The organism is Streptomyces sp. CB02400, assembly GCF_001905725.1.
In the GTDB taxonomy this organism is placed as follows: Bacteria; Actinomycetota; Actinomycetes; order Streptomycetales; family Streptomycetaceae; genus Streptomyces; species Streptomyces atrovirens.
Genome location: NZ_LIWB01000010.1, coordinates 91,297 through 112,408 on the forward strand (window position 1 = coordinate 91,297; position 21,112 = coordinate 112,408).

Below are 21,112 nucleotides of genomic sequence, written 5' to 3' on the forward strand. Positions count from 1 at the left end.
GCCGTCGGCGTGCGGCATCCGGGTGCTCGCGGGCGGTCCCCGGCCGGGGCAGCGCGGTGTTCGGGAGGTCCATTCCTACGTTTGCGGTATGACTATCGGATTTACTTCGCGGGCTACCGTGTCGACCTGCGTGCTCTGTACGGCGGGCCTGCTGGTGACGGCGCCCGCCGCGGCGATCGCCGGCGTCGATCCCGGGCCGCGGGCGACGGCCGAGTCGCTGCTGTACCGGCCCGGCACGCACGTCCGCCCGCTCCCGGGGGCACCCGGAGTCCCGGATCCGTCCGCCCTGTCGTGGCTGGTCGCCGACGCCCGCACCGGCGACGTACTGGCGGCGCACGACGCGCACCGCCGGCTGCCGCCGGCCAGCACGCTCAAGACGCTGTTCGCGCTCACCGTGCTGCCGATCCTCCCCGCCGGCATCCGGCACCGGGTCAGCGAGGAGGAGCTGGTGGGCATCGGCCCCGGCAGCAGCCTCGTCGGGGTCGCGGAGAACCGTACGTACCGGGTGTCCGACCTGTGGAACGGGGTCTTCCTCAGTTCCGGCAACGACGCGGTGCGCGTGCTGGCCGCGCTCAGCGGGGGCTGGCGGGCCACGGCCGAGCGGATGCAGGCCAAGGCCCGCGCGCTGGGCGCCCGCGACACCCGGGTCAAGTCACCCGACGGCTACGACGCACCCGGCCAGGTGTCGTCGGCGTACGACCTGGCGGTGTTCGGGCGGGCGGGGCTGCACAACGACGAGTTCGCACGGTACTGCGCCAGGCACGAGGCGCTGTTCCCGGCCCGCGACGGCGGCTCGTACGGCATCGTGAACACCAACCGGCTGCTCACCGGCGCGGACGGCGTCGAACCCTACGAAGGTCTGATCGGCATCAAGAACGGCTACACCAGCAACGCCGGCAACACCCTCGTGGCGGCCGCGCGCCGGGACGGTCACACCCTCGTGGTGACGGTCATGAACCCCCGGTCGGGCGGCGGCCACGCGGTGTACGAGGAGGCCCGCACGCTGCTGGACTGGGGCTTCGAGGCGACCGGGCACGTGACCCCGGTGGGCTCCCTGGACGCCCTGCGCCCCGGCCCGCCGGCCGGCCCTGAGGCGGAGCCCGCCACGACCCCCGTGGCCCGAAGCCACGACACCCCGCACCGCCCGGTCACCTGGACCATCGCCGCGGCCGCCCTCCTGGGCGCCGCGAGCGTGTCCCTGTACCTACGCCTCAGATGGGGCCCGGTACCAACGAATCAAGGGTGACGAGAGCGCCCCGAGGGGGCGCGGGGCTGTACTCGACATGCGGCTCCGCCGCGTGGGCGCGACAAGCCCCCACCGACCCGCGGTCAACAGGAATCCGCAATCACCCCGAAGGGGCGCGGGGAACTGCGCGGACAACTACACCCAGGCCGGTGAGGTCACAGACTCCAGCGCACGAACGACCCGCACTTCCCCGACCGGCCGCCCACCCCCGAGCAACACCTCACCCTCGAACTCCTTGAGCAAGGAGGCGTCCACCCCCGCCCGCACCAGCGCCGCCGCGGCGACCGGCACCCGCGCCCGCCCCGCCCCGTCCGAGATCTTCACGGCGACCGCCCGCCCGTCAGGCAGCGCGGCAACCTGAACACCCTCGAATCCGTCCTTCACGAGCAGCCCCGGCACCGCCCGCATCAACGCGGCCACGTCCCGGCCCGACCCGGAGGCCATCTCCGCGTGCTCCCGCATCGCGTCGGCGACGCGCGCCTCCGGCGTGCCGGGCGCGGCGGTGGTGATCCGCGCGGCGGCGTGGGCGAGACCCCGCAGGGAGACCGCGAACAACGGCGCGCCGCAGCCGTCGACGGTGACCGTGGCGACGCGCTGCCCGGTGAGGTCCTCGACGATCTCGGCGATCGCCTGCTGGAGGGGGTGGGCGGGGTCGAGGTAGTCGTCGAGGGACCAGCCGTTCAGCCTGGCCGTGTACAGCATGGCGGCGTGCTTGCCGGAGCAGTTCTGGGCGAGCCGGGACGGCGGGCGGTCCTCGCGCACCCAGGTGTCCCGGACGACCGGGTCGAACGGCAGGTCGGGGACGTTGCGGAGGTCGTCCTCCGTCAGCCCGGCGAGTTCGAGGACGCGCCGGACGCCGGCGAGGTGGCGTTCCTCGCCGGAGTGGCTGGCCGCGGCGAGCGACAGCAGTTCGCCGTCGAGCGGGAGCCCCGCGCGGACCATCGCCACCGCCTGGACGGGCTTGAGCGCGGAGCGCGGATAGCAGGCGGCCTCGATGTCGCCGAGCTGGAGGTCGACCTCGCCGTCGGGGCCGAGGACGACGACGGAGCCGTAGTGGACGCCTTCGACGACCCCGCCGCGTATCAGGTGGGCGACGGGGGCGTGGAGGGGCTCGCGGATCAGGGGTGCGTCCGCGGGGACGGTGCTGTACATCACACTGCCTGGGGGGAGTCGTGGGCCGGTGTGCGCGCGGAGCGCACGATGTCGGTGAGGGTCGTCTCGACGCGGTCGAGGTGGTGGGTCATGGCCTCGACGGCGTCGTGCGCGGAGCCGTCGGTCAGTGCCTCGACGATCGCCCGGTGCTCGCGGTCGGACTGCTCACGGCGTCCGCCGAGTTCGTTGAGGAAGGCGGACTGGCGGGCCAGCGCGTCCCGGATCTCCTCGATGACCCGGCGGAAGACCGGGTTCTGGGCGGCCTCGGCCACGGTGAGGTGGAAGAGGGTGTCCATCGCGACCCATGCCGTGGTGTCGGTCTCGCGCTCCATCCGGTCCAGCAGACGGTTCAGCCGGTCCAGGTTCTCCGGGGTGCGGCGCTCGGCGGCGTACCCGGCGACCGGGATCTCGATGTGCCGGCGCACCTCGAGCAGGTCGCTGGCCGCGTAGTCGCCGAAGGTGGGGTCCTCGACGGCGTCGGCGACGACGAAGGTGCCCTTGCCGGTCCTGGACACGGTCAGGCCCATGGTCTGCAGGGCCCGCAGCGCCTCGCGCAGCACGGGCCGGGAGACCTCGAGGGTGCGGCACAGCTCCGCCTCGGAGGGCAGCTTGTCGCCGATCGCGTACTCGCCGCGTTCGATGGCGCCGCGGAGGTGGGAGAGGACCGCTTCCATCGCGCTGACGCGCCGCGGACCCGCACCACCTGTCTGGCTGTCTGACAGGTTCACGGGGCCGATGGTGCGGGGGCGGCGCGGGCGCTGTCAAGCGGAGGGCCCGTGCCGGGAGGGTGGGGTCAGCCACACCCCCGCCGGGGGGTCCCCGTCACTCCCCTCCGGGGGGCCAACGTCATTCCGCTCCGCGGAAATCATTCACATACTCGAGCACATGGCCAATCCAACGGTACTCACCGCTGTCCCGCCCACGCCCGCACGCGAAAAGGGAAGCGACTTTTCCGAATTGTCACGGCGCATGGCCGAAGCGGGTCTGCTGCGCCGCCGCCCGCTGTATTACACGGTGCGTTTCGGGGCCGTGGGAACGGCGCTCGCCGGCGGTGTCGCCGCTTTTCTCGTCCTGGGTGACAGCTGGAGCCAGCTGATCGTCGCCGCCGCTCTGGCGGTGGTGTTCGGGCAGCTCGGACTGGCCGCGCACGATCTGGCCCACCGCCAGGTGTTCTCCCGCCGGCGCCCCAGTGAGACCGGCGGGCTGCTGGTGGCCAATGTGCTGCTGGGCATGAGCTACGGCTGGTGGATGAACAAGCACACGCGCCACCACGCGAACCCCAATCACGAGAAGAAGGACCCCGATGTCGCTCCCGACATCATCGTGTGGTCACGGCGTCAGGCGAAACAGGCGAAGGGCCCTGCGCGATTCATCGGAAAGCACCAGGCGGCCCTTTTCTTTCCGCTGCTGACCCTGGAGGGCCTCAATCTGAGTTTCAGCAGTTTCAAGGCGCTGCGCAGCCCGTCGATGAAGCGGCCGGTGCTGGAGGGGACGCTGCTGGTCGCCCACTTCGCCGTGTACTTCGGAGGTCTGTTCCTGGTCCTCTCCCCCGCCAGGGCGCTCGCGTTCATCGCCGTGCACCAGGGTCTGTTCGGGATCTACCTCGGCTCCGTGTTCGCCCCCAACCACAAGGGCATGCCGATGATCGAGGAGGGCACCGAGCTGGACTTCCTGCGCCGTCAGGTCCTCACCTCCCGCAACGTCGACGGCGGGGTGTTCACCGACGTGTTCATGGGCGGGCTGAACTACCAGATCGAGCACCACCTGTTCCCCAGCATGCCGACGCCGGCCCTCGGCCGGGCCCAGGTCATCACCGAGCGGTACTGCGCCGAGCTGGGCATCCCGTACTGCCGGACGGGTCTGCTCGCCTCGCACCGTCAGGCCCTGCGTCACCTCAGGCAGGTCGGGGAGCCGCTGCGCGACAAGGCCTAACCCCACACCGCTCCGGCCAGGGCCGCGCCCGCGAAGGCCGCGCCCAGGCCGGCCGTCACGCTCGCCGCCACGTTCACGGCGGCGTAGCCGCGGGCGCCGGTCTCGGCCAGGCGGAGGGTCTCGTAGGAGAAGGTGGAGTAGGTGGTCAGGGCGCCGCACAGGCCCGTGCCGAGGAGCAACTGGAGGCGGGAGTCGGCCGCGCCCGCGGCCACCGCGCCGGTGAGCAGGCCGAGGACCAGGCTGCCGGTGACGTTGACCGTGAAGGTCCCCCAGGGGAACACCGAGTCGTGCCGGGACTGCACCGCGCGGTCGGTGAGATAGCGCAGCGGGGCACCGGCCATGGCGCCCAGCACCACGTACAGCCAGTTCACCGCGGCGCCCCGCCCGTCCGGTCCGTGGCTCCGGTGCCGTCGTCGCGGCGTACGTGCCGGACGGCCTCGCAGCGGTCGAGGAGGACCAGGCCCTCGCCGACCAGCCCGTCGAGTTCCGGCAGGAAGGCCCGTACGCGCTCCTCGGTGTCGACCACGACGACCGCCACCGGCAGGTCCTCGCTGAGGGAGAGCAGCCGGGAGGTGTGGACGACGGAGGAGGTGCCGAAGCCCTCGACGCCGCGGAAGACGCTGGCCCCCGCGAGTCCGGCCGCGTGGGCCCGGTGGACGATCTCCGAGTAGAGGGGCCGGTGGTGCCACGTGTCGTTCTCGCCGACGTACACGGTCAGGCGGAGGACGGTGCCGGTCGGCCGGGTCATGGCTGCCTCCTGATCAGAACGCGGCGGGTCGCCGTGGCGGCCGTCCACACGGCGGCGAGCGCCGCGAGCGGGGTCACCGCGAGGTACACGAGTCCGGCGCCCGCCTCGCCGCCGTCGAGCAGGTTCCGGATGTCGACGGCGTACGTCGAGAAGGTGGTGAAGCCGCCGAGGACGCCGGTGCCGAAGAACGGGCGGAGCAGGGGGTGGGCGGCGCGGACCTCGGTGATGGTCACCATGAACACGCCGATGACGGCGCAGCCGGCGACATTGACCCAGAGGATCGTCCAGGGGAACCCGTACGCCGGTGTCGGCCACCACAGGGAGGCCGCGTACCTGGCCGCCGCCCCCGCTCCCCCGCCGACCGCGACGGCGGCGACGACGGGGGCCTGGGTGCGGAAGGCGGGGCGGGCCCGAGGGCCCTCGGTTTCCGGGGCTGTCACCGTCGTACGTCTCCCACTCGCTCGGGATCAGCCTAACGTCCCGGAACGCGGCGGGTCATGTCGCGGTCCTGCGCGCTACCAGCCCTTCTCGAACAGCCGCGCCACCTCGGCGATCCGCGCCTCGTCGCGCCGGTAGCGCACACGGGCGCCGGAGCGGGTGGTGCGCAGCAGGCCGAGGGCCGTGAGCAGCCGCAGGTGGGTGAGGGCGGCCGGGTGGGGCAGACCGAGCCGTGCGGCGACGGCCTCCGCGGTCAGGCCGTCGGCCGCCGCGTCCTGTTCCCTCAGCAGCGTCAGGATGCGCAGTCGTGTCCCGTCGACGGGGGTCCTCAGCATCTCGTACACCTCCGCGCCGGGCCTCGCGCTCCGGAGCCCTTCCACTCTGCCGTGAGCGGGGGCTCCGTGTCCCGGTCCGACGGCACCTTGTCCGGGACCCAACGGGCGTGCGGGAAAAGGCCGTTCGGCCCCGCCCCCGGTCTGCGGGGCGGGGCCGGCGGGCTCAGCGGTGGCGGAACCAGGCCGTCGCGGGCAGCGCGCGGTCGTCGTAGCCGAACAGCGCCTGGTTCTCCCAGCCGTTGCCGGAGGACGGGTCGGCCGGGTCCCAGCCGTTGCCGGCGCGGGCGGTCCAGGTGGCCTCCCAGTAGAAGACGCCGAGGCCACGGCCGTTCGGGACGGCCTCCACGATGCTCGCCACGTCGTTCATCCAGCGGGTCTGCCCGGTGGTGGACGCCGGGTAGCCGGGGACGAGTTCGCCGTCGAGGTCGATGATGTTCTCGAGGCCGTCCTCGCTGTCGAGACGGAAGGGGTAGGCCGTCTCGGCGACGAAGACGGGCTTGCCGTAGCGGCCGGCCGCGTCGTCCAGGGTCGTCTGGAAGTCGTGCAGCGTGCCGTGCCAGTATCCGTAGTACGACAGGCCGATGGCGTCGAACTTCACGCCGTGGGAGACCGCGTTGTCGAACCACCAGCGGGTGCCGTCGAGGTCACCGCCCTCGGCGAGGTGCAGCGCGGCTACCGTGGACGGGCTGACGGCCTTGACGGCGTCGTAGCCGGAGTTGAGCAGTCCGGCGAGCCGGCCCCAGTCGTCGGTGGAGCCCTCGCTCCACAGCATGCCGCCGTTGATCTCGTTGCCGACCTGGACCATGTCGGCGGTGGTGTCCTGCCTCTTGAGGGCGTCGAGGACGTCGTACGTGTGGTCGTAGACGTCCTTCTTGAGCTGCCCGTAGCCGTGTCCGGCCCAGGCGGCGGGCTTGTTCTGCTTGCCCGGGTCGGCCCAGGCGTCCGAGTAGTGGAAGTCGACGAGCAGCTTCATGCCCTGCGCCTTGATCCGCTTGGCCATGGCGAGGACGTGCGCCTTGTCGTTGTAGCCGTCGGCCGGGTTCACCCAGACCTTCAGGCGGGCGTAGTTCATGCCGGCGGACCTCAGGATCGCGACCGGGTCGCCGGCGGAGCCGGACGCGGTCCGGTAGACCCCGCCCTTGGCCTCGCTCTTGGGCAGGGAGGAGATGTCGGCGCCCTTGACCGGCAGGCCCGAGGTGCCGCGGGCGAAGGTCAGGTCGTCGACGTTGATCCAGTTGCCGGCGTTCGCGTCGCTGTTGACGCTGATCGTGCACTGGTTGCCGGTCACCTTCACCGGCACGACGATCCGTATCCAGCCGGAGTCGGAGACCGGCAGGTCGGTGCGCTGCTCGGCGCCTCCGCAGTTCTTCAGCGCGAGGTGGGCGGAGTTCTGGCCGCCGCCCGAGCGGACCCAGGCGGTGAGCTTGTAGTCGCCGTCGGCCAGGCCGGACAGGTACTGGTACGTCTCCACCTGGTAGGCGGAGGACGACCAGTGGGACAGGCGGTGACCGCCGCCGCGGCCGCCGGACTCCGTGTACGAGGCGGCCGTGTCGCCGTACTCGGACCAGCCGGCCGGGGTGGCGGTGCCGGAACCGCCGGTCTCGAAGCCGCCGTTGGTGAGCGTGCTCGCGGCCGTCGCGGTCTGGGCGGGCAGGGCGGTGAGGGCGAGCCCGGCCACGAGCGGTGGCAGCAGGGCCCGGAGTGTGCGTCTGGGATGGAACATGGGCGTTCGTCGTCCCTTCGACGTGGGGAGGGGGGATGTCCCGCGCCCGGAGGGCGAGGGCGAGGCCCCCTCCGCCCGCGGCCTGTGCGCTCACGCGGGCGGAGGGGAGTCGCGGCTCAGCCGTCGAGTCGTACGACCCGGACGGCTCCTGCCGGGACCGCGAGGCGGCCCGCGGCGCGTTCACCGGTCAGCAGCTCGGTGCCGGGGGTGTCCAGCGGCACCTTGGCGTCGGTGGCGGTGTGGTTGATCGCGAACAGGAAGGTGCCCGGCTCGCCCGCGCGGCGCACCACTTCGACATCGCGGGGCAGGTCGGCGCGCGGGGCGATCCGGGCGTCCTCGGCGGCCCGGCCCAGCAGGGTGGTGAGGCCCTCGGCGCCGAGCCGGGTGGAGACGTACCAGGCGGTGCCCTCGCCGAGGCGGTGCCGGGTGACGGCCGGGCGTCCCCCGGTCAGACCGTCGGCGTACGTCCACACCGTCTCGGCGCCCCGCGGCACCACGAACTCCGTCCACACGTCGGCGTCGAGTTCCGCGCCGTCGGGGCCGGTCAGGCGGACCCGTTCGCCCTGGAGGAGGGGGGAGAACTCCTCGACGGTCAGGCCGAGGACGTCGCGCAGGGCGCCCGGGTAGGGGCCCTCGTGCACGGCGTCGTGTTCGTCGACGATGCCGGAGAAGTACGACACCACGAGGGTGCCGCCGTTCTCGACGTACTCCCTGAGGTTGTTCCCGGCCGCCTCCGTCATCAGGTACAGGGCCGGTACGACGACAAGGGGATACCTCGACAAGTCGGCTTCGGGGTGGGCGAAGTCGACGGTGAGGTGGTGGTCGTAGAGGGCCTCGTACCAGGCGTCGGCGCGTTCGCGGGCGTCGTGGTCCTCGCTGGGGCGCCAGTCGAGGTTCTGCGCCCACCAGGAGTGCCAGTCCCACAGCACGGCGACGTCGGCCTCGGTGCGGGTGCCCCGGACCGGCGCCAACGACCGGACGGACGCGCCGAGTTCGGTCACCTCGCGGAAGACGCGGGTCCCGGTGCCGCCGTGCGGCAGCATCGCGGAGTGGAACTTCTCGGCGCCGCGCCGGGACTGGCGCCACTGGAAGAACATCGCGCCCTCGGAGCCGCGGGCCACGTGGGCGAGGGAGTTGCGGGCCATCTGGCCGGGGGCCTTGGCGGGGTTGCGGGGCTGCCAGTTGACGCCCGAGGTGGAGTGTTCGAGCAGCAGCCAGGGGGCGCCGCCGGCGACGGAGCGGGTGAGGTCGGCGGCCATGGCGAGGTTGACGTGGGTGCGGCGGCCGTCGGTGATCAGGTAGTGGTCGTTGGTGACGAGGTCCACCTCGCGGCCCCAGGCCCAGTAGTCGACGGAGTCGCACTGGCTGAGGGCGGTCATGAAGTTGGTGGTGACCGGGACGCCGGGTGAGAGGCGGTGCAGGATGTCCCGCTCGGCCGTGAAGTTCTCGCGCATGGTGGCGTCGGCGAACCGCCGGTAGTCCAGCGCCTGGGCGGGGTTGCCGACCGTCGGGGTCCGGCGCGGCGGGTTGATCTCGTCGAAGGCGGCGTAGCGCTGGCCCCAGAAGGCGGTCCCCCAGGCCTCGTTGACTGCGTCGACCGTGCCGTACTCCCGCTCCAGCCAGCGGCGGAAGTGAGCGGCGCAGGAGTCGCAGTAGCAGGCGGAGACGGGGACGCCGTACTCGTTGTGGACGTGCCACAGGGCGAGCGCGGGGTGGTCGCCGTAGCGCTCGGCGAGCTTGGTGGTGATGTTCGCGGCGGCGGCCCGGTAGTCGGCGTTGCTGTGGCAGATGGCGCCGCGGGAGCCGAACCCCAGGCGCACGCCGTCTTCGGTGACGGGCAGCGCGTCGGGGTGGGCGCGGTAGAACCAGGCGGGCGGCGCCACGGTGGGCGTGCCGAGGTCGACGCGGATGCCGCCCGCGTGGAGCAGGTCGAGGTTGCGGTCGAGCCAGCCGAAGTCGTACTCGCCGGGCGCGGGCTCCAGCAGGGCCCAGGAGAAGATCCCGGCGCTCACCATGGTGACGCCGGCCTCCCGCATCAGCCGTACGTCCTCGTCCCAGACGTTTTCCGGCCACTGCTCGGGGTTGTAGTCCCCACCGAAGGCGAGCCCGGTGAGGCCCCTGGGGGTGGTCTCCGGCATGGATTCTCTCCCGATGTGTCGATCTTTTGGGAACGTGCACACACATTTTCGGCGGTGCGGGGCCAACATAACCGCACAGCAACAACCATTGACAAGTGTCCGGGATGTTTCTCTACTGTGAACGATCACAGAAGCATGGCTGGTCTTCGCATCAGGCGGAGGCCCCAGGTCAGGGGAGAGTTCCATGCCGTACACGAAGCGCCGTCGCCTCGTGAGTTCCGCCGTCGCCGTCGCGCTCGGCGCCACCGCACTCGCCGCCTGCGGCTCGTCGTCCGACGACGGCGAGGCCCGGTCGGGCCCGGTCTCACTGACGTACTGGACCTGGACCCCCGGCATGGACAAGGTCGTCGACCTGTGGAACAAGGGGCCGGGCAAGAAGGAGCAGATCACCGTCACGGTGAAGAAGCAGGCGTCCGGCGACACGCTGGTCACCAAGATCCTCACCGCGCACAAGGCCGGCAAGGCGCCCGACCTGGTGCAGGCGGAGTACCAGGCGCTGCCCACGCTGGTCAGCAATGACGCGCTCGCCGACATAGGCGACACCGTGGGCGACGTGAAGAGCAAGTTCGCCGAGGGCGTCTGGCAGCAGACCACGCTCGGCACGGACGCCGTCTACGCGGTCCCGCAGGACATCGGGCCGATGATGTTCTACTACCGCGAGGACCTGTTCAAGGAGTACGGGCTCTCCGTCCCGGCCACCTGGGAGGAGTTCGCCGAGACGGCCCGCGAGCTGAAGAGGAAGGCCCCCGACAAGGACCTGACCACCTTCTCCGCCAACGACTCCGGCCTGTTCGCGGGGCTCGCCCAGCAGGCAGGCGCCCAGTGGTGGACCACCTCCGGCGACAAGTGGAAGGTCGGCATCGACGACGACGCCACCAAGAAGGTCGCCGAGTTCTGGGGCGGCCTGGTGAAGGAGGGCGCCGTCGACAACCAGCCGATGTACACCCCGGCCTGGAACAAGGCGCTCAACACCGGCAAGCAGATCGCGTGGGTGAGCGCGGTGTGGGCGCCGGGCACGCTGACCACGGCCGCGCCCGACACCAAGGGCAAGTGGGCCATGGCCCCGCTCCCCCAGTGGGGCGACGGCGAGAGCAGCACCGGCAGCTGGGGCGGTTCCTCCACCGGTGTCACCACCGACTCGAAGAACAAGGAGGCCGCCGCGAGGTTCGCCGCCTGGCTGAACACCGACGGCGACGCGCTCAACGCGCTGGCGAAGGAGGGCGGCATCTACCCGGCCTCCACCTCGGCCCAGCTCAGCGGCGCCTTCATGAGCCCGCCCGAGTACTTCGCCAACCAGCCCGACTTCTACAAGAAGGCCGCCGCGATCGCGGAGACCACCGCGCCGTCCGCCTGGGGCCCGAACGTCAACGTCGCCTACACGACGTTCAAGGACGCCTTCGGTGCCGCCGCGAAGAACAAGTCGGACTTCACCGCCGCCCTGGACACCATGCAGCGGGACACGGTCGCCGACCTGAAGAAGCAGGGCTTCGGGGTCGCGGAGTGAAGTCCCCCGTCCGCCGGACGTCGTACGGGGTCAAGGGGGCCCCGTACGCCCACCCGTCTCCCACCACCGCCCTCAAACGAGCGCGAAGCGCCCCCTACTTTTTCCTCGTCCCCGCGACCCTCTTGTTCCTCCTGTTCTTCGCACTGCCCATCGGGTACGCCGTCTGGCTCAGCTTCCGCAAGGTGCAGGTCTCCGGGCTCGGCCTCGGGGCCGGCGCCCGTGAGGAGGTCTGGGCCGGTCTGGAGAACTACACCGACGCCCTGTCCGACAGCGAGCTGCTGAACGGCGCGCTGCGCGTGCTCGGTTACGGCTGCATCGTGGTGCCGGTCATGCTGGGCCTGGCGCTGCTGTTCGCGCTGATGCTCGACTCCGAGAAGGTGCGGCTCGCTCCCTTCACCCGGCTCGCGATCTTCCTGCCGTACGCCGTCCCCGGTGTGGTGGCGGCCCTGCTGTGGGGCTTCCTGTACCTGCCGGACGTGAGCCCGTTCTACTTCGTGCTCGACGAGTTCGGTCTGCCGCAGCCGGATCTGCTGGACGGCGGGCCGCTGTATCTGGCGCTGTCGAACATCGCGGTCTGGGGCGGCACCGGCTTCAACATGATCGTCATCTACACCGCGCTGCGGGCCATCCCCGCCGAGGTGTACGAGGCGGCGAAGCTGGACGGCGCCACGCCGCTGCAGATCGCGCTGCGGATCAAGATCCCGATGGTGGCGCCCTCACTGGTGCTGACCTTCTTCTTCTCGATCATCGCGACGCTCCAGGTGTTCAGCGAACCGACCGTCCTCAAGCCGCTCACCAACTCCGTTTCCACCACCTGGAGTCCGCTGATGAAGGTGTACCAGGACGCCTTCGGCAACGGCGACATCCACGCGGCCGCCGCCCAGGCGACCCTCATCGCGCTCGCCACCCTGGTGCTGTCCTTCGGTTTCCTGCGGGCGACGAACCGACGCAACAAGCAGGAGGCGGCCCGATGAGCTCTCTGGCCCTGCCCAAGGCCGAGCCCACGGCCGGCACCGCCCGCGGTCCGGCGCGCCCCCGCCGGACCGCGCTGGTCCCGACCGTGACGCTGCTGCTCGGCGCGCTGTACTGCCTGCTGCCGGTCGCCTGGGTGGTCATCGCCTCCACCAAGTCCGGCTCGGAGCTGTTCTCCACCTTCACGTTCTGGCCGGGCACCGGCTTCGCCGACAACCTCTCCGACCTCGGCGCCTACCGCGACGGCGTCTACTGGCAGTGGATGGGCAACTCCGCCCTGTACGCCGGAGCGGGCGCGCTGCTGTCGACGTGCGTGTCGGCGTTCAGCGGCTACGCGCTGGCGGTCTACCGCTTCCGGGGCCGTGAGGCGCTGTTCAACGTGCTGCTCGCGGGCGTGCTGATGCCGCCGGTGATCCTCGCCATCCCGCAGTACCTGCTGCTGGCGAAGGCGGACCTCACGGACTCCTACCTGTCGGTGCTGCTGCCGCAGATCCTCTCCCCGTACGGCGTCTACCTCGCGCGGATCTACGCCGCGGCCGCGGTGCCGACGGACGTGGTGGAGGCCGGGCGGATGGACGGCGCGGGCGAGTGGCGGATCTTCTCCCGGGTGGCGCTGCCGATGATGGTGCCCGGACTGGTGACGGTCTTCCTGTTCCAGTTCGTGGCGATCTGGAACAACTTCCTGCTGCCGTACATCATGCTCAGCGACGACGAGAAGTTCCCGATCACCCTCGGTCTGCACACCCTGCTCGAACAGGGCGCCAACACCCCGGCGCTGTACACACTGGTGATCACGGGCGCGTTCCTCGCCGTGTTCCCGCTGGTGGCGCTGTTCCTGGTCGTCCAGCGGTTCTGGAGCCTGGATCTGCTCTCCGGGGCCGTAAAGTCATGACCATGAGCAACACGGGGGGCAGGCGCAAGCCGCCGACGATCCACGACGTGGCGCGCGAGGCCGGTGTCTCGCGCGGCACCGTCTCGCGGGTGCTCAACGGCGGTCACTACGTCAGCCCCGCCGCGGCTCAGGCGGTCGACGCCGCCATCCGCAAGACGGGCTACGTCGTCAACCGGCACGCCCGCTCGCTGATCACCGGCCGGTCCGACTCGGTGGGCTTCCTGCTCACGGAGCCCCAGGAGCGGTTCTTCGAGGACCCCAACTTCAATGTCCTGCTGCGTGGTTGCACGCAGGCGCTGGCCGCGCACGACGTGCCGCTGCTGCTGATGCTGGCCGGCACGGACGACGAACGGCGGCGCATCACGCGGTACATCACCGCCGGGCACGTCGACGGGGTGCTGCTGGTGTCCAGCCACTCCGGTGACCCGGTGGCGGAGGAGCTGCGGGCGGCGGGAGTGCCGCTGGTCGCGTGCGGCAAGCCCATCGGGATGGGCTCGAAGGTCAGTTACGTGGCCGCCGACGACCGGGACGGCGCGCGGGACATGGTGCGGCATCTGCTGGCACTGGGCCGGCGGCGGATCGGCGTGGTGACCGGTCCGCTCGACACCCCTGGCGGCGTGGAGCGCCTCGCAGGTTACCGGGAGGTGCTCGCCGAGGCGGGCGTCGAGGCCGACGAGCGGCTCGTCGTCTCCGGCGACTACAGCCGGGCCAGCGGCGAGGCCGGCGCCGAGCGGCTGCTGGCGCGGGCCCCGGACGTGGACGCGGTGTTCGTCGCGTCCGACCTGATGGCCCAGGGCGTGCTCACGGCGCTGCACCGGGCGGGGCGCCGGGTGCCCGAGGACGTCGCGGTCGGCGGCTTCGACGACTCCCCCGCGGCCGTCGCCGCGAGCCCCGAGCTCACCACGATCCGCCAGCCGTGGGACCGCATCAGCACGGAGATGGTGCGGGTGCTGCTGGCGCAGATCGGCGGCGAGGACCCGGCGGCGGTGATCCTGCCGACGGAGCTGGTGAAGCGGGACTCGACGTAGGCCCCGCGCGGGGCCCCGGCCCGGCGAAGGCACGGTTCCGGGTCCTGCTCGGGGTGGAACCCCGCGGGACGCCGGCGGCGGCACGCCGATCGCCTCCGTGCGGGGCCCGGACGGCGACCTCGCCGGTCCGCTCCGGGACGCGCCCGCCCGACCTGCCGTGAAGGGCCGTCGCCGCGCGTTCGTTGCACATTCATTGAATGTCGGACGAGTGTTACCGTTCGGGTATGGCAGCGGAGACGGCCGGGGCGCGGCTCGAGGAACGGTGGCGTGACATCCTCGCGGTGCACGCGCGCACCCTGGGCGAGATCGACCGCGCGCTGCACCCGTACGGTCTGGGCGCCTCCGACTTCGAGGTGCTCGATCTGCTTGCGACCGCGACGCCTCCGGACGGCGAGCAGTGCCGGGTGCAGAACCTGGTGGGCCGGGTCCACCTCAGCCAGAGCGCGCTGTCCCGCCTCATCGCCCGCCTGGAGAAGGACGGCCTGGTGGAGCGCAGCATGTGCCTGGAGGACAGGCGCGGGGTGTACGTGCAGCTCACCCCGAAGGGGCGGGAGCTGCACGCCGAGGCGCTGCCGGTACAGCGCGCCGCACTCGCCCGCACACTGGGCGAATAGGACCCGGGCCGGACCTACGGGCGGGCCAGCAGCGTACGCACCCCCTCCGAGGTGAGCGTCAGACGGTGCTCGGAGCTGCCGTCGATGGTGAGTGACAGCTCCTCGGCCGGCCACTGGGCGGCGAGCGCGCCGAGCGGGACGAGCCGGTAGCGGGAGACGAACGGCAGCAGTCCGGCCATCTCCAGTTCGGACGTGAACACGGGCACCACCTGGGTGCCGCCCGGCTGCTCCAGCACCGGAAGGGCGACCGCGCCGGGGTCGGCGGCCTCCTCGTCGCCCGCGTCGTCCGGCACCGGGATCAGTACGTCGCTGTTCGCGAGGGCGTCCAGCGCCATCGTGTCCTCGGTGTTCTCCGACAGTGCGTCCAGGGCCCGCTGCGCGGGCGTGGGGGCGTTGTTCTCGTGCGCGGGTGTTTCCATGGCAGATTCCCTGGTAGCGGCGGTCGTACGGCCCGCCCGGGACAAGATCCGGCCCGGGCACGGTGCTGCACGCGTACCCGTTCGCATGTCGCGCAACCCTGCGGGTTCCGGCCTGCTCACCGCCCTTCCGGCACCCCCTCCGGACCCGATGATCCGCATGGCTATCATATGAGCACCCTCTAGCTCGAAAGATGATCCTGTGACTGTCAACGAAGACTCGTTCACCAGCTGGAAGCACCGCGAGGAGATCGCGGAGTCGATGATCCCGATCATCGGGAAGCTGCACCGCGAGCGGGACGTCACCGTCCTGCTGCACAGCCGCTCCTTGGTGAACAAGTCGGTGGTCAGCATCCTCAAGACCCACCGCTTCGCCCGGCAGATCGCCGGCGAGGAGCTCTCGGTCACCGAGACGCTGCCCTTCCTCCAGGCGCTCACCACGCTCGACCTCGGCCCGTCCCAGATCGACATCGGCCTGCTCGCCGAGGCCTACCGCGCCGACGACCGGGGGCTGTCGGTGGCCGGGTTCACCGCCGAGGCCGTCGCCGGCGCGACCGGCGCCGACAAGATCGACCGCCGCGAGCCGCGCGACGTCGTCCTCTACGGCTTCGGCCGCATCGGCCGCCTCCTGGCCCGGCTACTCATCGAGAAGTCGGGGTCCGGCAACGGTCTCCGCCTGCGCGCGATCGTGGTCCGCCGGGGCGGTGAGCAGGACATCGTCAAGCGGGCCTCGCTGCTGCGCCGCGACTCCGTGCACGGCCAGTTCCAGGGCACCATCACCGTCGACGAGGCGAACAGCACGATCACCGCCAACGGCAACACCGTCAAGGTGATCTACGCGGGCGACCCGACGGAGATCGACTACACGGCGTACGGCATCAAGAACGCCATCCTCATCGACAACACCGGCAAGTGGCGCGACCGCGAGGGGCTTTCGCTGCACCTGCGCCCCGGCATCGACAAGGTGGTGCTCACCGCGCCCGGCAAGGGCGACGTGCCCAACATCGTGCACGGCGTCAACCACGACACCCTCAAGCCGGACGAGCGGATCCTGTCCTGCGCGTCCTGCACCACCAACGCGATCGTGCCGCCGCTGAAGGCGATGGCGGACGAGTACGGGGTGCTGCGCGGGCACGTGGAGACGGTGCACTCGTTCACCAACGACCAGAACCTGCTGGACAATTACCACAAGTCGGAGCGCCGCGGCCGTTCGGCGCCGCTGAACATGGTGATCACCGAGACGGGTGCCGCCTCGGCCGTCGCCAAGGCGCTGCCCGACCTCGACGCGACCATCACCGGCAGCTCGATCCGGGTGCCCGTGCCGGACGTCTCGATCGCGATCCTCAACCTCCAGCTCGGCCGTGCCACCGACCGTCAGGAGGTCCTCGACCACCTGCGCAACGTGTCACTGACCTCGCCGCTCAAGCGCCAGATCGACTTCATCAGCGCGCCCGACGCGGTCTCCAGCGACTTCATCGGCTCGCGCCACGCCTCGATCGTCGACGCCGGCGCGCTGAAGGTCGAGGGCGACAACGCGATCCTCTACCTCTGGTACGACAACGAGTTCGGCTACTCCTGCCAGGTCATCCGGGTCGTCCAGTACGTTTCCGGGGTGGAGTACCCGACCTACCCGGCCCCGGCGGTCTGACCCGGGAGGCCGGCAAGCGGAACGGACGCGACGACAGGACGGGGCGGGCGAGATGCCCGGCCCCGCCCCGGTATGCCCGCTGTACCGGCGGTAAGGGGCAGATCGGTAACGATCATCCCGTACGGGTTGCCGGGGCACGTGGAGTTCCTAGTCTTCCGGCATGGCCCTCTTCAGCAGTCGCACCGGTAAACGCCCCCGTATCGTGCCCGCCCTCGACGACGCCGAGCTGGCGCGCGTACTGGGGCGGTTGAGCAAGCGGAACGGGGGCGGCAGGGCCGCGGACGTGACCCTCGTGTCCTCCTTGCTGGAGGAGACGGGGGACGACTGGGACCGTCGCGGTCACCGGGTGTCCGTACTGGCCGAGGCGACGGCCGACGCCGGGATCGCGGCGGCGTGGCTGGGCCGGGAGCCGCAGAGCGCGGACGCCCTGGTGTTCCACTCCTGGACCGGGCTGGTGCGCGGTCTGCGGGACGGACACCTGGAGGACGCCGGACAGTTGGTCTCCCAGTGCCACCAGGCCGCCGAGCGAAGACCGGAGGATCCGCTGCCGTGGGTGGTCCTGCTCGGTGTGTCCCGGATCGAGCGCTACGGCCAGAACGACGTCAACGCCGTCTGGCGGGAGGCCACCGGGCGCGACCGCTGGCACCGTGAGGCGTATCTGCAGATGCTCGCTTACCTGTCGCCGGAGGAGGGCGGGTCCAGCGCGGCCGTCCTCGACTTCGTCGACGTGGTGCGCACCCGTATCCCGGCCAACGCGGCCTGTGCGGCGGTCGAGTTGACCGCGGCCGTGCGGCAGTACCAGGGACTGCTGGCGCAGGGCGGGGTGCGGGCCATGACGGCCGGTCAGCTGTGGGAGGGCGGACAGATCGCGGCCGCGCTGGACCAGGCGGCCGCGCTGTGGGCGAAGCCGGGTTTCTTCCAGCACGCGGCGGCGCAGGCCGATCTGAACGTGCTGGCGTACGCGCTGTGCGCGGCCGGCCGGGCCGTCGACGCGCACCATGTGTTCCAGACGCTGCAGGGCATGGTCACACCCTGGCCGTGGAACACCGACGGGCCCGCGCTCCAGCGGTTCGAGCAGCACCAGGCCAAGGCGGAACGGGGACGGCAGGGCGGCGTCGGCGGAGGGTGACGTCCGCCGGCCGCCGCTCCCGCGTCAGTTCCGTGCCAGGACGGTGGTGACGGCCTCCCGCAGCACCGCCGCCGGGTCCGGTGCGGGTCCCTCGGAGCGCCAGGCGACGAAGCCGTCGGGGCGGACCAGTACCGCGCCGTCCGCGGTGATCCCGTGCGCCCCGGCCCAGTCGGCACCGTCCTCGGGGGTCAGTTCCGCGTCGGGGCCGTCGCCCACCCGGTACGCGTCGAGCGGTACGGACAGGTCCTTCGCGACCTTCGCCGCCGCGGTGTGCCAGTCGCAGGCGCCGTCCGCGGAACTCAGCAGCACGCACGACCGCTCGTACAGGTCGAGCGTGGAGATCCGGGTGCCGGAGCGGTCCAGCCACACGTGCGGGGCGCGGCTGCCGGGCTCGCCGGTCAGCATCACCCCGTCGGGGATGACCGGCGTCGCCGGGTCGGCGCCCAGGACCGCGCCGCGCGGGTAGCGGTAGCAGAGCGCCACGTTGAGGATGCCGCCCGGCTTCATCCCGGGGCCGCCGGGGCCACCGGGGCCACCGGCTCCGGGACCACCGGGACCACCGGCTCCGGGACCACCGGCCCTCGGACCGCCGGGGCCACCAGGTCCGCCGGGACCGCCGGCTCCGGGACCGCCGGGTGCGGGGGCGCCGAGGGCGGGAGCACCGGGGGCCGGGGTGTAGCCGGGGTGGCTGTGCTCGCTCGAGCGGGAGGAGGCACGGGCGCTGGTCGCCTCCGCGACGGGCCGGCGTTCGGCGTCGTAGGACTCCAGCAGGCCGGGCTCGGCCCAGCCGCCGAGCACGGCGGCCAGCTTCCAGGCGAGGTTGTGGGCGTCCTGGATGCCGGTGTTGGAGCCGAACGCCCCGGTGGGCGACATCTCGTGGGCCGAGTCGCCGGCCAGGAACACCCGGCCGTCGGCGTACCGTTCGGCGACCCGCTCGGCGGCGTGCCAGGCGGCCCGGCCGGTGATCTCCACGTCGAGGTCCGGCACGCCGACGGCCTTGCGGATGTGGGCGACGCACCGCTCGTCGGTGAACTCCTCGAGTGTCTCGCCGTGTTCGGGGTGCCAGGGGGCGTGGAACACCCAGTGCTCCCGGTTGTCGACCGGCAGCAGGGCCCCGTCGGCCTCCGGGTTGGTCAGGTAGCAGACGATGAACCGCCGGTCCCCGACGACGCCGGCGAGGTCGCGGGAGGTGAACGTGAGGCTCACGTTGTGGAACAGGTCGCCCGGACCGTTCTGTCCGATGCCCAGCGACTCGCGGACGGGGCTGCGCGGGCCGTCGGCGGCGACGAGGTAGTCCGCCCTGATCCTGGTGTGCTCGCCGGTCTCCCGGCTCTTGACCAGCACCGTCACACCCTCGGTGTCCTGGTCGAAGGAGAGCATCTCCGTCCCGAAGCGCAGGTCCCCGCCGAGCTCCCGGGCTCCCTCCAGGAGCACCGGTTCCAGGTCGTTCTGGCTGCACAGGCACCACCCGCTGGGGCTGAAGCGGGCGAGCCCGCCACCGGGGTCGATCTCCTGGAGCAGCCACTCGCCCTCGTCACCCGCCAGGCTCGGGGTCTGCCAGATGCCGTGGTTCTCCGCCAGGACCGACGCGGCCCGGCCGATGCGCTGCTCGACCCCGGCCGCCCGGAACAGCTCCATGGTGCGTACGTTGTTCCCCCGCCCGCGCGGGTGGATCGACGTGCCCGCGTGACGTTCGACGAGCGTGTGCGGCACGCCGAGGCGTCCCAGGAACAGGGACATCGACAGGCCCACCAGGGAACCGCCGACGATGAGGACCGGCGTGCGGTGATCCGCCCGGCCGGCCGTATCCGATCGATTCATTGAAACGCCTCCAGCGTCGCCCTCGACGGGCTGTGGGATGGGACGCACCTTTCATGCCCGGTGCGGGACCGTTCGCGTCCCGGCGGCACCCGGATGGCACGCGGTTCACCCACCTGCCCCGTGTCGCTCGCGCGCACCGGAAGGACGCGTCAACGATCGACTCATGGCGACCCCGGCCCTTCGACGGGCACGGCGGTCGTTCCCGACCTTCCGACGAAGAGGAGAGGTGCGCCGGATGACCATGTCGGCACGCATATCGCAGTCGGCGTTCGACGGCTCGAGGCTGCGGGTGATCCTGCTGCTCGACCTGTACGAGGGGGCCCAGGAGCAGTTCCTCGACGCGTACGAGCACATGCGCAACAAGGTCGCGTCCGTCCCCGGTCACATCAGTGACCAACTGTGCCAGTCGATCGAGAACCCCTCGCAGTGGCTCATCACCAGCGAGTGGGAGAGCGCCCTGCCGTTCCTCGCATGGGTGAACAGCGAGGAGCACATCCAGATCGTCCGGCCGATGCACAGCTGCGTCCGGGACACCCGGTCGATGCGCTACAGCGTCCTGCGCGAGACCCACCCGGACCAGCCGCTCACCACCGAGGTCGCGCGGGCGAGCCTGCAGAAGGCAGCGCGCGTGGGCGCCGGGATCACCCGCCACGCCCTCACCTTCACCGTGAAGCCGGGCTCCGAGTCCAAGGTCGTGGACATCCTGGCCAATTACGACGCGCCCGAGACGCGCATCAACGGCACCACGCGACTGCACCGCACCTCCCTCTTCATGCACGGCAACCGCGTCGTGCGGGCCGTGGAGGTGGAGGGCGACCTGCTGGCCACCCTGTGCCACGTGGCCAGCCAGCCCGAGGTCCAGGCGGTGGAGGAGGCCATCAACCCCTATCTGGAGCAGGACCGGGACCTGTCCGACTCCGACTCCGCGCGGGTGTTCTTCACCCGGGCGGCGCTCCCGGCCATGCAGCACGTGGCGTCCGGCCGTCCGGAACCCGCCGAACTGCGGCGGCACATGCTGTACTACCCGGCCGTGGCGGACCGCGGCCTGGAGCTGGCCAGGTTCCTCGCCCACCAGGACGAGGCCGCGGCGAACGACCCGGACAGCCCGGTGTACGCGAGCACCGTCTTCCAGCGCGACGACGTCGTGGTCCGCATGATCGACGTCACCGACGAGCTCGATCTCGACCCCGCCGCCGCCCTCGGCGTCAAGGCCCCGGGCGGGGCGGCCGAGCTGGAGCGTCTCCTGGACGGCGCCGCGATCGGCGTCGAGGGCTCCCTGGACTCGGAGCGCACCCTGCACCGGCTCCTGGCGCACGCCGACATGATGCCCGTCACCGACCGCAGCTCCGCGGATTCCTGACGGTCCACCGCGGTGA

Annotated in this window: 20 protein-coding genes; 10 read left to right on the top strand and 10 right to left on the bottom strand. The window is 71.7% G+C overall.

Annotation, left to right across the window (positions count from 1 at the left end; translation table 11 throughout):
• Positions 1-88: 88 nt before the first annotated feature.
• Positions 89-1,246: a D-alanyl-D-alanine carboxypeptidase family protein gene (locus tag AMK33_RS23610; RefSeq protein WP_073934937.1), complete on the top strand. Its 1,158-nt coding sequence runs from the start codon at positions 89-91 to the stop codon at positions 1,244-1,246.
• A 135-nt stretch (positions 1,247-1,381) separates the two neighbouring features.
• Here the strand turns inward: AMK33_RS23610 and AMK33_RS23615 are convergent, their stop codons facing one another.
• Complete coding sequence (locus AMK33_RS23615) at positions 1,382-2,398, bottom strand: asparaginase (protein ID WP_073934938.1); 1,017 nt, start codon at positions 2,396-2,398, stop codon at positions 1,382-1,384.
• Entirely contained in the window at positions 2,398-3,072 is a 675-nt protein-coding gene (locus tag AMK33_RS23620) for a FadR/GntR family transcriptional regulator (protein WP_073934939.1), read from the bottom strand. Before AMK33_RS23620 ends, AMK33_RS23615 begins: the two co-directional genes overlap by 1 nt.
• A 211-nt stretch (positions 3,073-3,283) precedes the next feature.
• On the opposite strand from AMK33_RS23620, the gene AMK33_RS23625 reads away from it, so the two are divergent.
• Positions 3,284-4,330 carry a fatty acid desaturase family protein gene (locus AMK33_RS23625; protein WP_073934940.1) on the top strand — a complete coding sequence of 349 codons (1,047 nt, stop codon included), beginning with the start codon at positions 3,284-3,286 and terminating at the stop codon, positions 4,328-4,330.
• Here the strand turns inward: AMK33_RS23625 and crcB (AMK33_RS23630) are convergent.
• The 6 genes from crcB (AMK33_RS23630) to AMK33_RS23655 all read right to left on the bottom strand — a co-directional run bounded on the left by crcB (AMK33_RS23630) (position 4,327) and on the right by AMK33_RS23655 (position 9,712).
• Positions 4,327-4,701 (bottom strand): fluoride efflux transporter CrcB, encoded by a 375-nt coding sequence (gene crcB / locus AMK33_RS23630; protein ID WP_073934941.1) that lies wholly within the window; start codon positions 4,699-4,701, stop codon positions 4,327-4,329. The genes AMK33_RS23625 and crcB (AMK33_RS23630) overlap by 4 nt on opposite strands.
• Entirely contained in the window at positions 4,698-5,078 is a 381-nt protein-coding gene (locus AMK33_RS23635; protein WP_073934942.1) for a DUF190 domain-containing protein, read from the bottom strand. The genes crcB (AMK33_RS23630) and AMK33_RS23635 overlap by 4 nt, the downstream gene beginning before the upstream one ends.
• A complete protein-coding gene (gene crcB / locus AMK33_RS23640; protein WP_073934943.1) occupies positions 5,075-5,518 on the bottom strand; it encodes a fluoride efflux transporter CrcB in 444 nt (147 codons plus the stop codon). The genes AMK33_RS23635 and crcB (AMK33_RS23640) overlap by 4 nt, the downstream gene beginning before the upstream one ends.
• Before the next feature lie 75 nt (positions 5,519-5,593).
• The gene (locus tag AMK33_RS23645; RefSeq protein ID WP_073935114.1) at positions 5,594-5,851 is read right to left on the bottom strand and encodes a helix-turn-helix domain-containing protein; all 258 of its coding nucleotides are present in this window, start codon (positions 5,849-5,851) and stop codon (positions 5,594-5,596) included.
• Positions 5,852-6,014: 163 nt separating this feature from the next.
• Positions 6,015-7,574: a glycoside hydrolase family 53 protein gene (locus tag AMK33_RS23650; RefSeq protein WP_073934944.1), complete on the bottom strand. Its 1,560-nt coding sequence runs from the start codon at positions 7,572-7,574 to the stop codon at positions 6,015-6,017.
• Positions 7,575-7,690: 116 nt separating this feature from the next.
• Complete coding sequence (locus tag AMK33_RS23655) at positions 7,691-9,712, bottom strand: beta-galactosidase (RefSeq protein ID WP_073934945.1); 2,022 nt, start codon at positions 9,710-9,712, stop codon at positions 7,691-7,693.
• A gap of 184 nt (positions 9,713-9,896) precedes the next feature.
• Here AMK33_RS23655 and AMK33_RS23660 point away from each other — a divergent pair, with 184 nt between their 5' ends.
• From AMK33_RS23660 to AMK33_RS23680, 5 genes are all read left to right on the top strand, one after another.
• Positions 9,897-11,216 (top strand): ABC transporter substrate-binding protein, encoded by a 1,320-nt coding sequence (locus AMK33_RS23660; protein ID WP_073934946.1) that lies wholly within the window; start codon positions 9,897-9,899, stop codon positions 11,214-11,216.
• Complete coding sequence (locus AMK33_RS23665) at positions 11,213-12,190, top strand: carbohydrate ABC transporter permease (RefSeq protein ID WP_073934947.1); 978 nt, start codon at positions 11,213-11,215, stop codon at positions 12,188-12,190. The genes AMK33_RS23660 and AMK33_RS23665 overlap by 4 nt, the downstream gene beginning before the upstream one ends.
• The gene (locus AMK33_RS23670; protein WP_073934948.1) at positions 12,187-13,080 is read left to right on the top strand and encodes a carbohydrate ABC transporter permease; all 894 of its coding nucleotides are present in this window, start codon (positions 12,187-12,189) and stop codon (positions 13,078-13,080) included. Before AMK33_RS23665 ends, AMK33_RS23670 begins: the two co-directional genes overlap by 4 nt.
• Positions 13,077-14,108, top strand: a complete 1,032-nt coding sequence (locus tag AMK33_RS23675) for a LacI family DNA-binding transcriptional regulator (protein ID WP_073934949.1) — start codon at positions 13,077-13,079, stop codon at positions 14,106-14,108. Before AMK33_RS23670 ends, AMK33_RS23675 begins: the two co-directional genes overlap by 4 nt.
• Positions 14,109-14,332: 224 nt before the next feature.
• The gene (locus tag AMK33_RS23680; protein ID WP_073934950.1) at positions 14,333-14,722 is read left to right on the top strand and encodes a MarR family transcriptional regulator; all 390 of its coding nucleotides are present in this window, start codon (positions 14,333-14,335) and stop codon (positions 14,720-14,722) included.
• A 14-nt stretch (positions 14,723-14,736) separates the two neighbouring features.
• Here the strand turns inward: AMK33_RS23680 and AMK33_RS23685 are convergent, their stop codons facing one another.
• Positions 14,737-15,141 carry an SseB family protein gene (locus AMK33_RS23685; RefSeq protein ID WP_073934951.1) on the bottom strand — a complete coding sequence of 135 codons (405 nt, stop codon included), beginning with the start codon at positions 15,139-15,141 and terminating at the stop codon, positions 14,737-14,739.
• 199 nt (positions 15,142-15,340) lie between these two features.
• Between AMK33_RS23685 and AMK33_RS23690 the strand changes: the two genes are divergently transcribed.
• Both AMK33_RS23690 and AMK33_RS23695 read left to right on the top strand, forming a co-directional pair.
• Positions 15,341-16,786: a glyceraldehyde-3-phosphate dehydrogenase gene (locus AMK33_RS23690; protein ID WP_073934952.1), complete on the top strand. Its 1,446-nt coding sequence runs from the start codon at positions 15,341-15,343 to the stop codon at positions 16,784-16,786.
• Between the two features lie 160 nt (positions 16,787-16,946).
• Positions 16,947-17,915 (top strand): hypothetical protein, encoded by a 969-nt coding sequence (locus tag AMK33_RS23695; protein ID WP_073934953.1) that lies wholly within the window; start codon positions 16,947-16,949, stop codon positions 17,913-17,915.
• A 24-nt stretch (positions 17,916-17,939) separates the two neighbouring features.
• Here the strand turns inward: AMK33_RS23695 and AMK33_RS23700 are convergent, their stop codons facing one another.
• The gene (locus tag AMK33_RS23700; protein WP_073934954.1) at positions 17,940-19,736 is read right to left on the bottom strand and encodes an FAD-dependent oxidoreductase; all 1,797 of its coding nucleotides are present in this window, start codon (positions 19,734-19,736) and stop codon (positions 17,940-17,942) included.
• A 235-nt stretch (positions 19,737-19,971) separates the two neighbouring features.
• Here AMK33_RS23700 and AMK33_RS23705 point away from each other — a divergent pair, with 235 nt between their 5' ends.
• Positions 19,972-21,096 carry a SchA/CurD-like domain-containing protein gene (locus AMK33_RS23705; RefSeq protein ID WP_073934955.1) on the top strand — a complete coding sequence of 375 codons (1,125 nt, stop codon included), beginning with the start codon at positions 19,972-19,974 and terminating at the stop codon, positions 21,094-21,096.
• Positions 21,097-21,112: the final 16 nt, after the last annotated feature.

Excerpts from the sequence above, each read along its gene's own strand:
- AMK33_RS23670 (WP_073934948.1), top strand. The coding sequence starts at position 12,187 with ATGAGCTCTCTGGCCCTGCCCAAGGCCGAGCCCACGGCCGGCACCGCC.
- AMK33_RS23625 (WP_073934940.1), top strand. The coding sequence starts at position 3,284 with ATGGCCAATCCAACGGTACTCACCGCTGTCCCGCCCACGCCCGCACGC.
- AMK33_RS23685 (WP_073934951.1), bottom strand. The coding sequence starts at position 15,141 with ATGGAAACACCCGCGCACGAGAACAACGCCCCCACGCCCGCGCAGCGG.
- AMK33_RS23620 (WP_073934939.1), bottom strand. The coding sequence starts at position 3,072 with ATGGAAGCGGTCCTCTCCCACCTCCGCGGCGCCATCGAACGCGGCGAG.
- AMK33_RS23700 (WP_073934954.1), bottom strand. The coding sequence starts at position 19,736 with ATGAATCGATCGGATACGGCCGGCCGGGCGGATCACCGCACGCCGGTC.
- AMK33_RS23695 (WP_073934953.1), top strand. The coding sequence starts at position 16,947 with ATGGCCCTCTTCAGCAGTCGCACCGGTAAACGCCCCCGTATCGTGCCC.
- AMK33_RS23615 (WP_073934938.1), bottom strand. The coding sequence starts at position 2,398 with ATGTACAGCACCGTCCCCGCGGACGCACCCCTGATCCGCGAGCCCCTC.
- AMK33_RS23635 (WP_073934942.1), bottom strand. The coding sequence starts at position 5,078 with ATGACCCGGCCGACCGGCACCGTCCTCCGCCTGACCGTGTACGTCGGC.
- AMK33_RS23705 (WP_073934955.1), top strand. The coding sequence starts at position 19,972 with ATGACCATGTCGGCACGCATATCGCAGTCGGCGTTCGACGGCTCGAGG.
- AMK33_RS23660 (WP_073934946.1), top strand. The coding sequence starts at position 9,897 with ATGCCGTACACGAAGCGCCGTCGCCTCGTGAGTTCCGCCGTCGCCGTC.
- AMK33_RS23610 (WP_073934937.1), top strand. The coding sequence starts at position 89 with ATGACTATCGGATTTACTTCGCGGGCTACCGTGTCGACCTGCGTGCTC.
- AMK33_RS23650 (WP_073934944.1), bottom strand. The coding sequence starts at position 7,574 with ATGTTCCATCCCAGACGCACACTCCGGGCCCTGCTGCCACCGCTCGTG.
- AMK33_RS23655 (WP_073934945.1), bottom strand. The coding sequence starts at position 9,712 with ATGCCGGAGACCACCCCCAGGGGCCTCACCGGGCTCGCCTTCGGTGGG.
- AMK33_RS23645 (WP_073935114.1), bottom strand. The coding sequence starts at position 5,851 with ATGCTGAGGACCCCCGTCGACGGGACACGACTGCGCATCCTGACGCTG.
- AMK33_RS23680 (WP_073934950.1), top strand. The coding sequence starts at position 14,333 with ATGGCAGCGGAGACGGCCGGGGCGCGGCTCGAGGAACGGTGGCGTGAC.
- AMK33_RS23675 (WP_073934949.1), top strand. The coding sequence starts at position 13,077 with ATGACCATGAGCAACACGGGGGGCAGGCGCAAGCCGCCGACGATCCAC.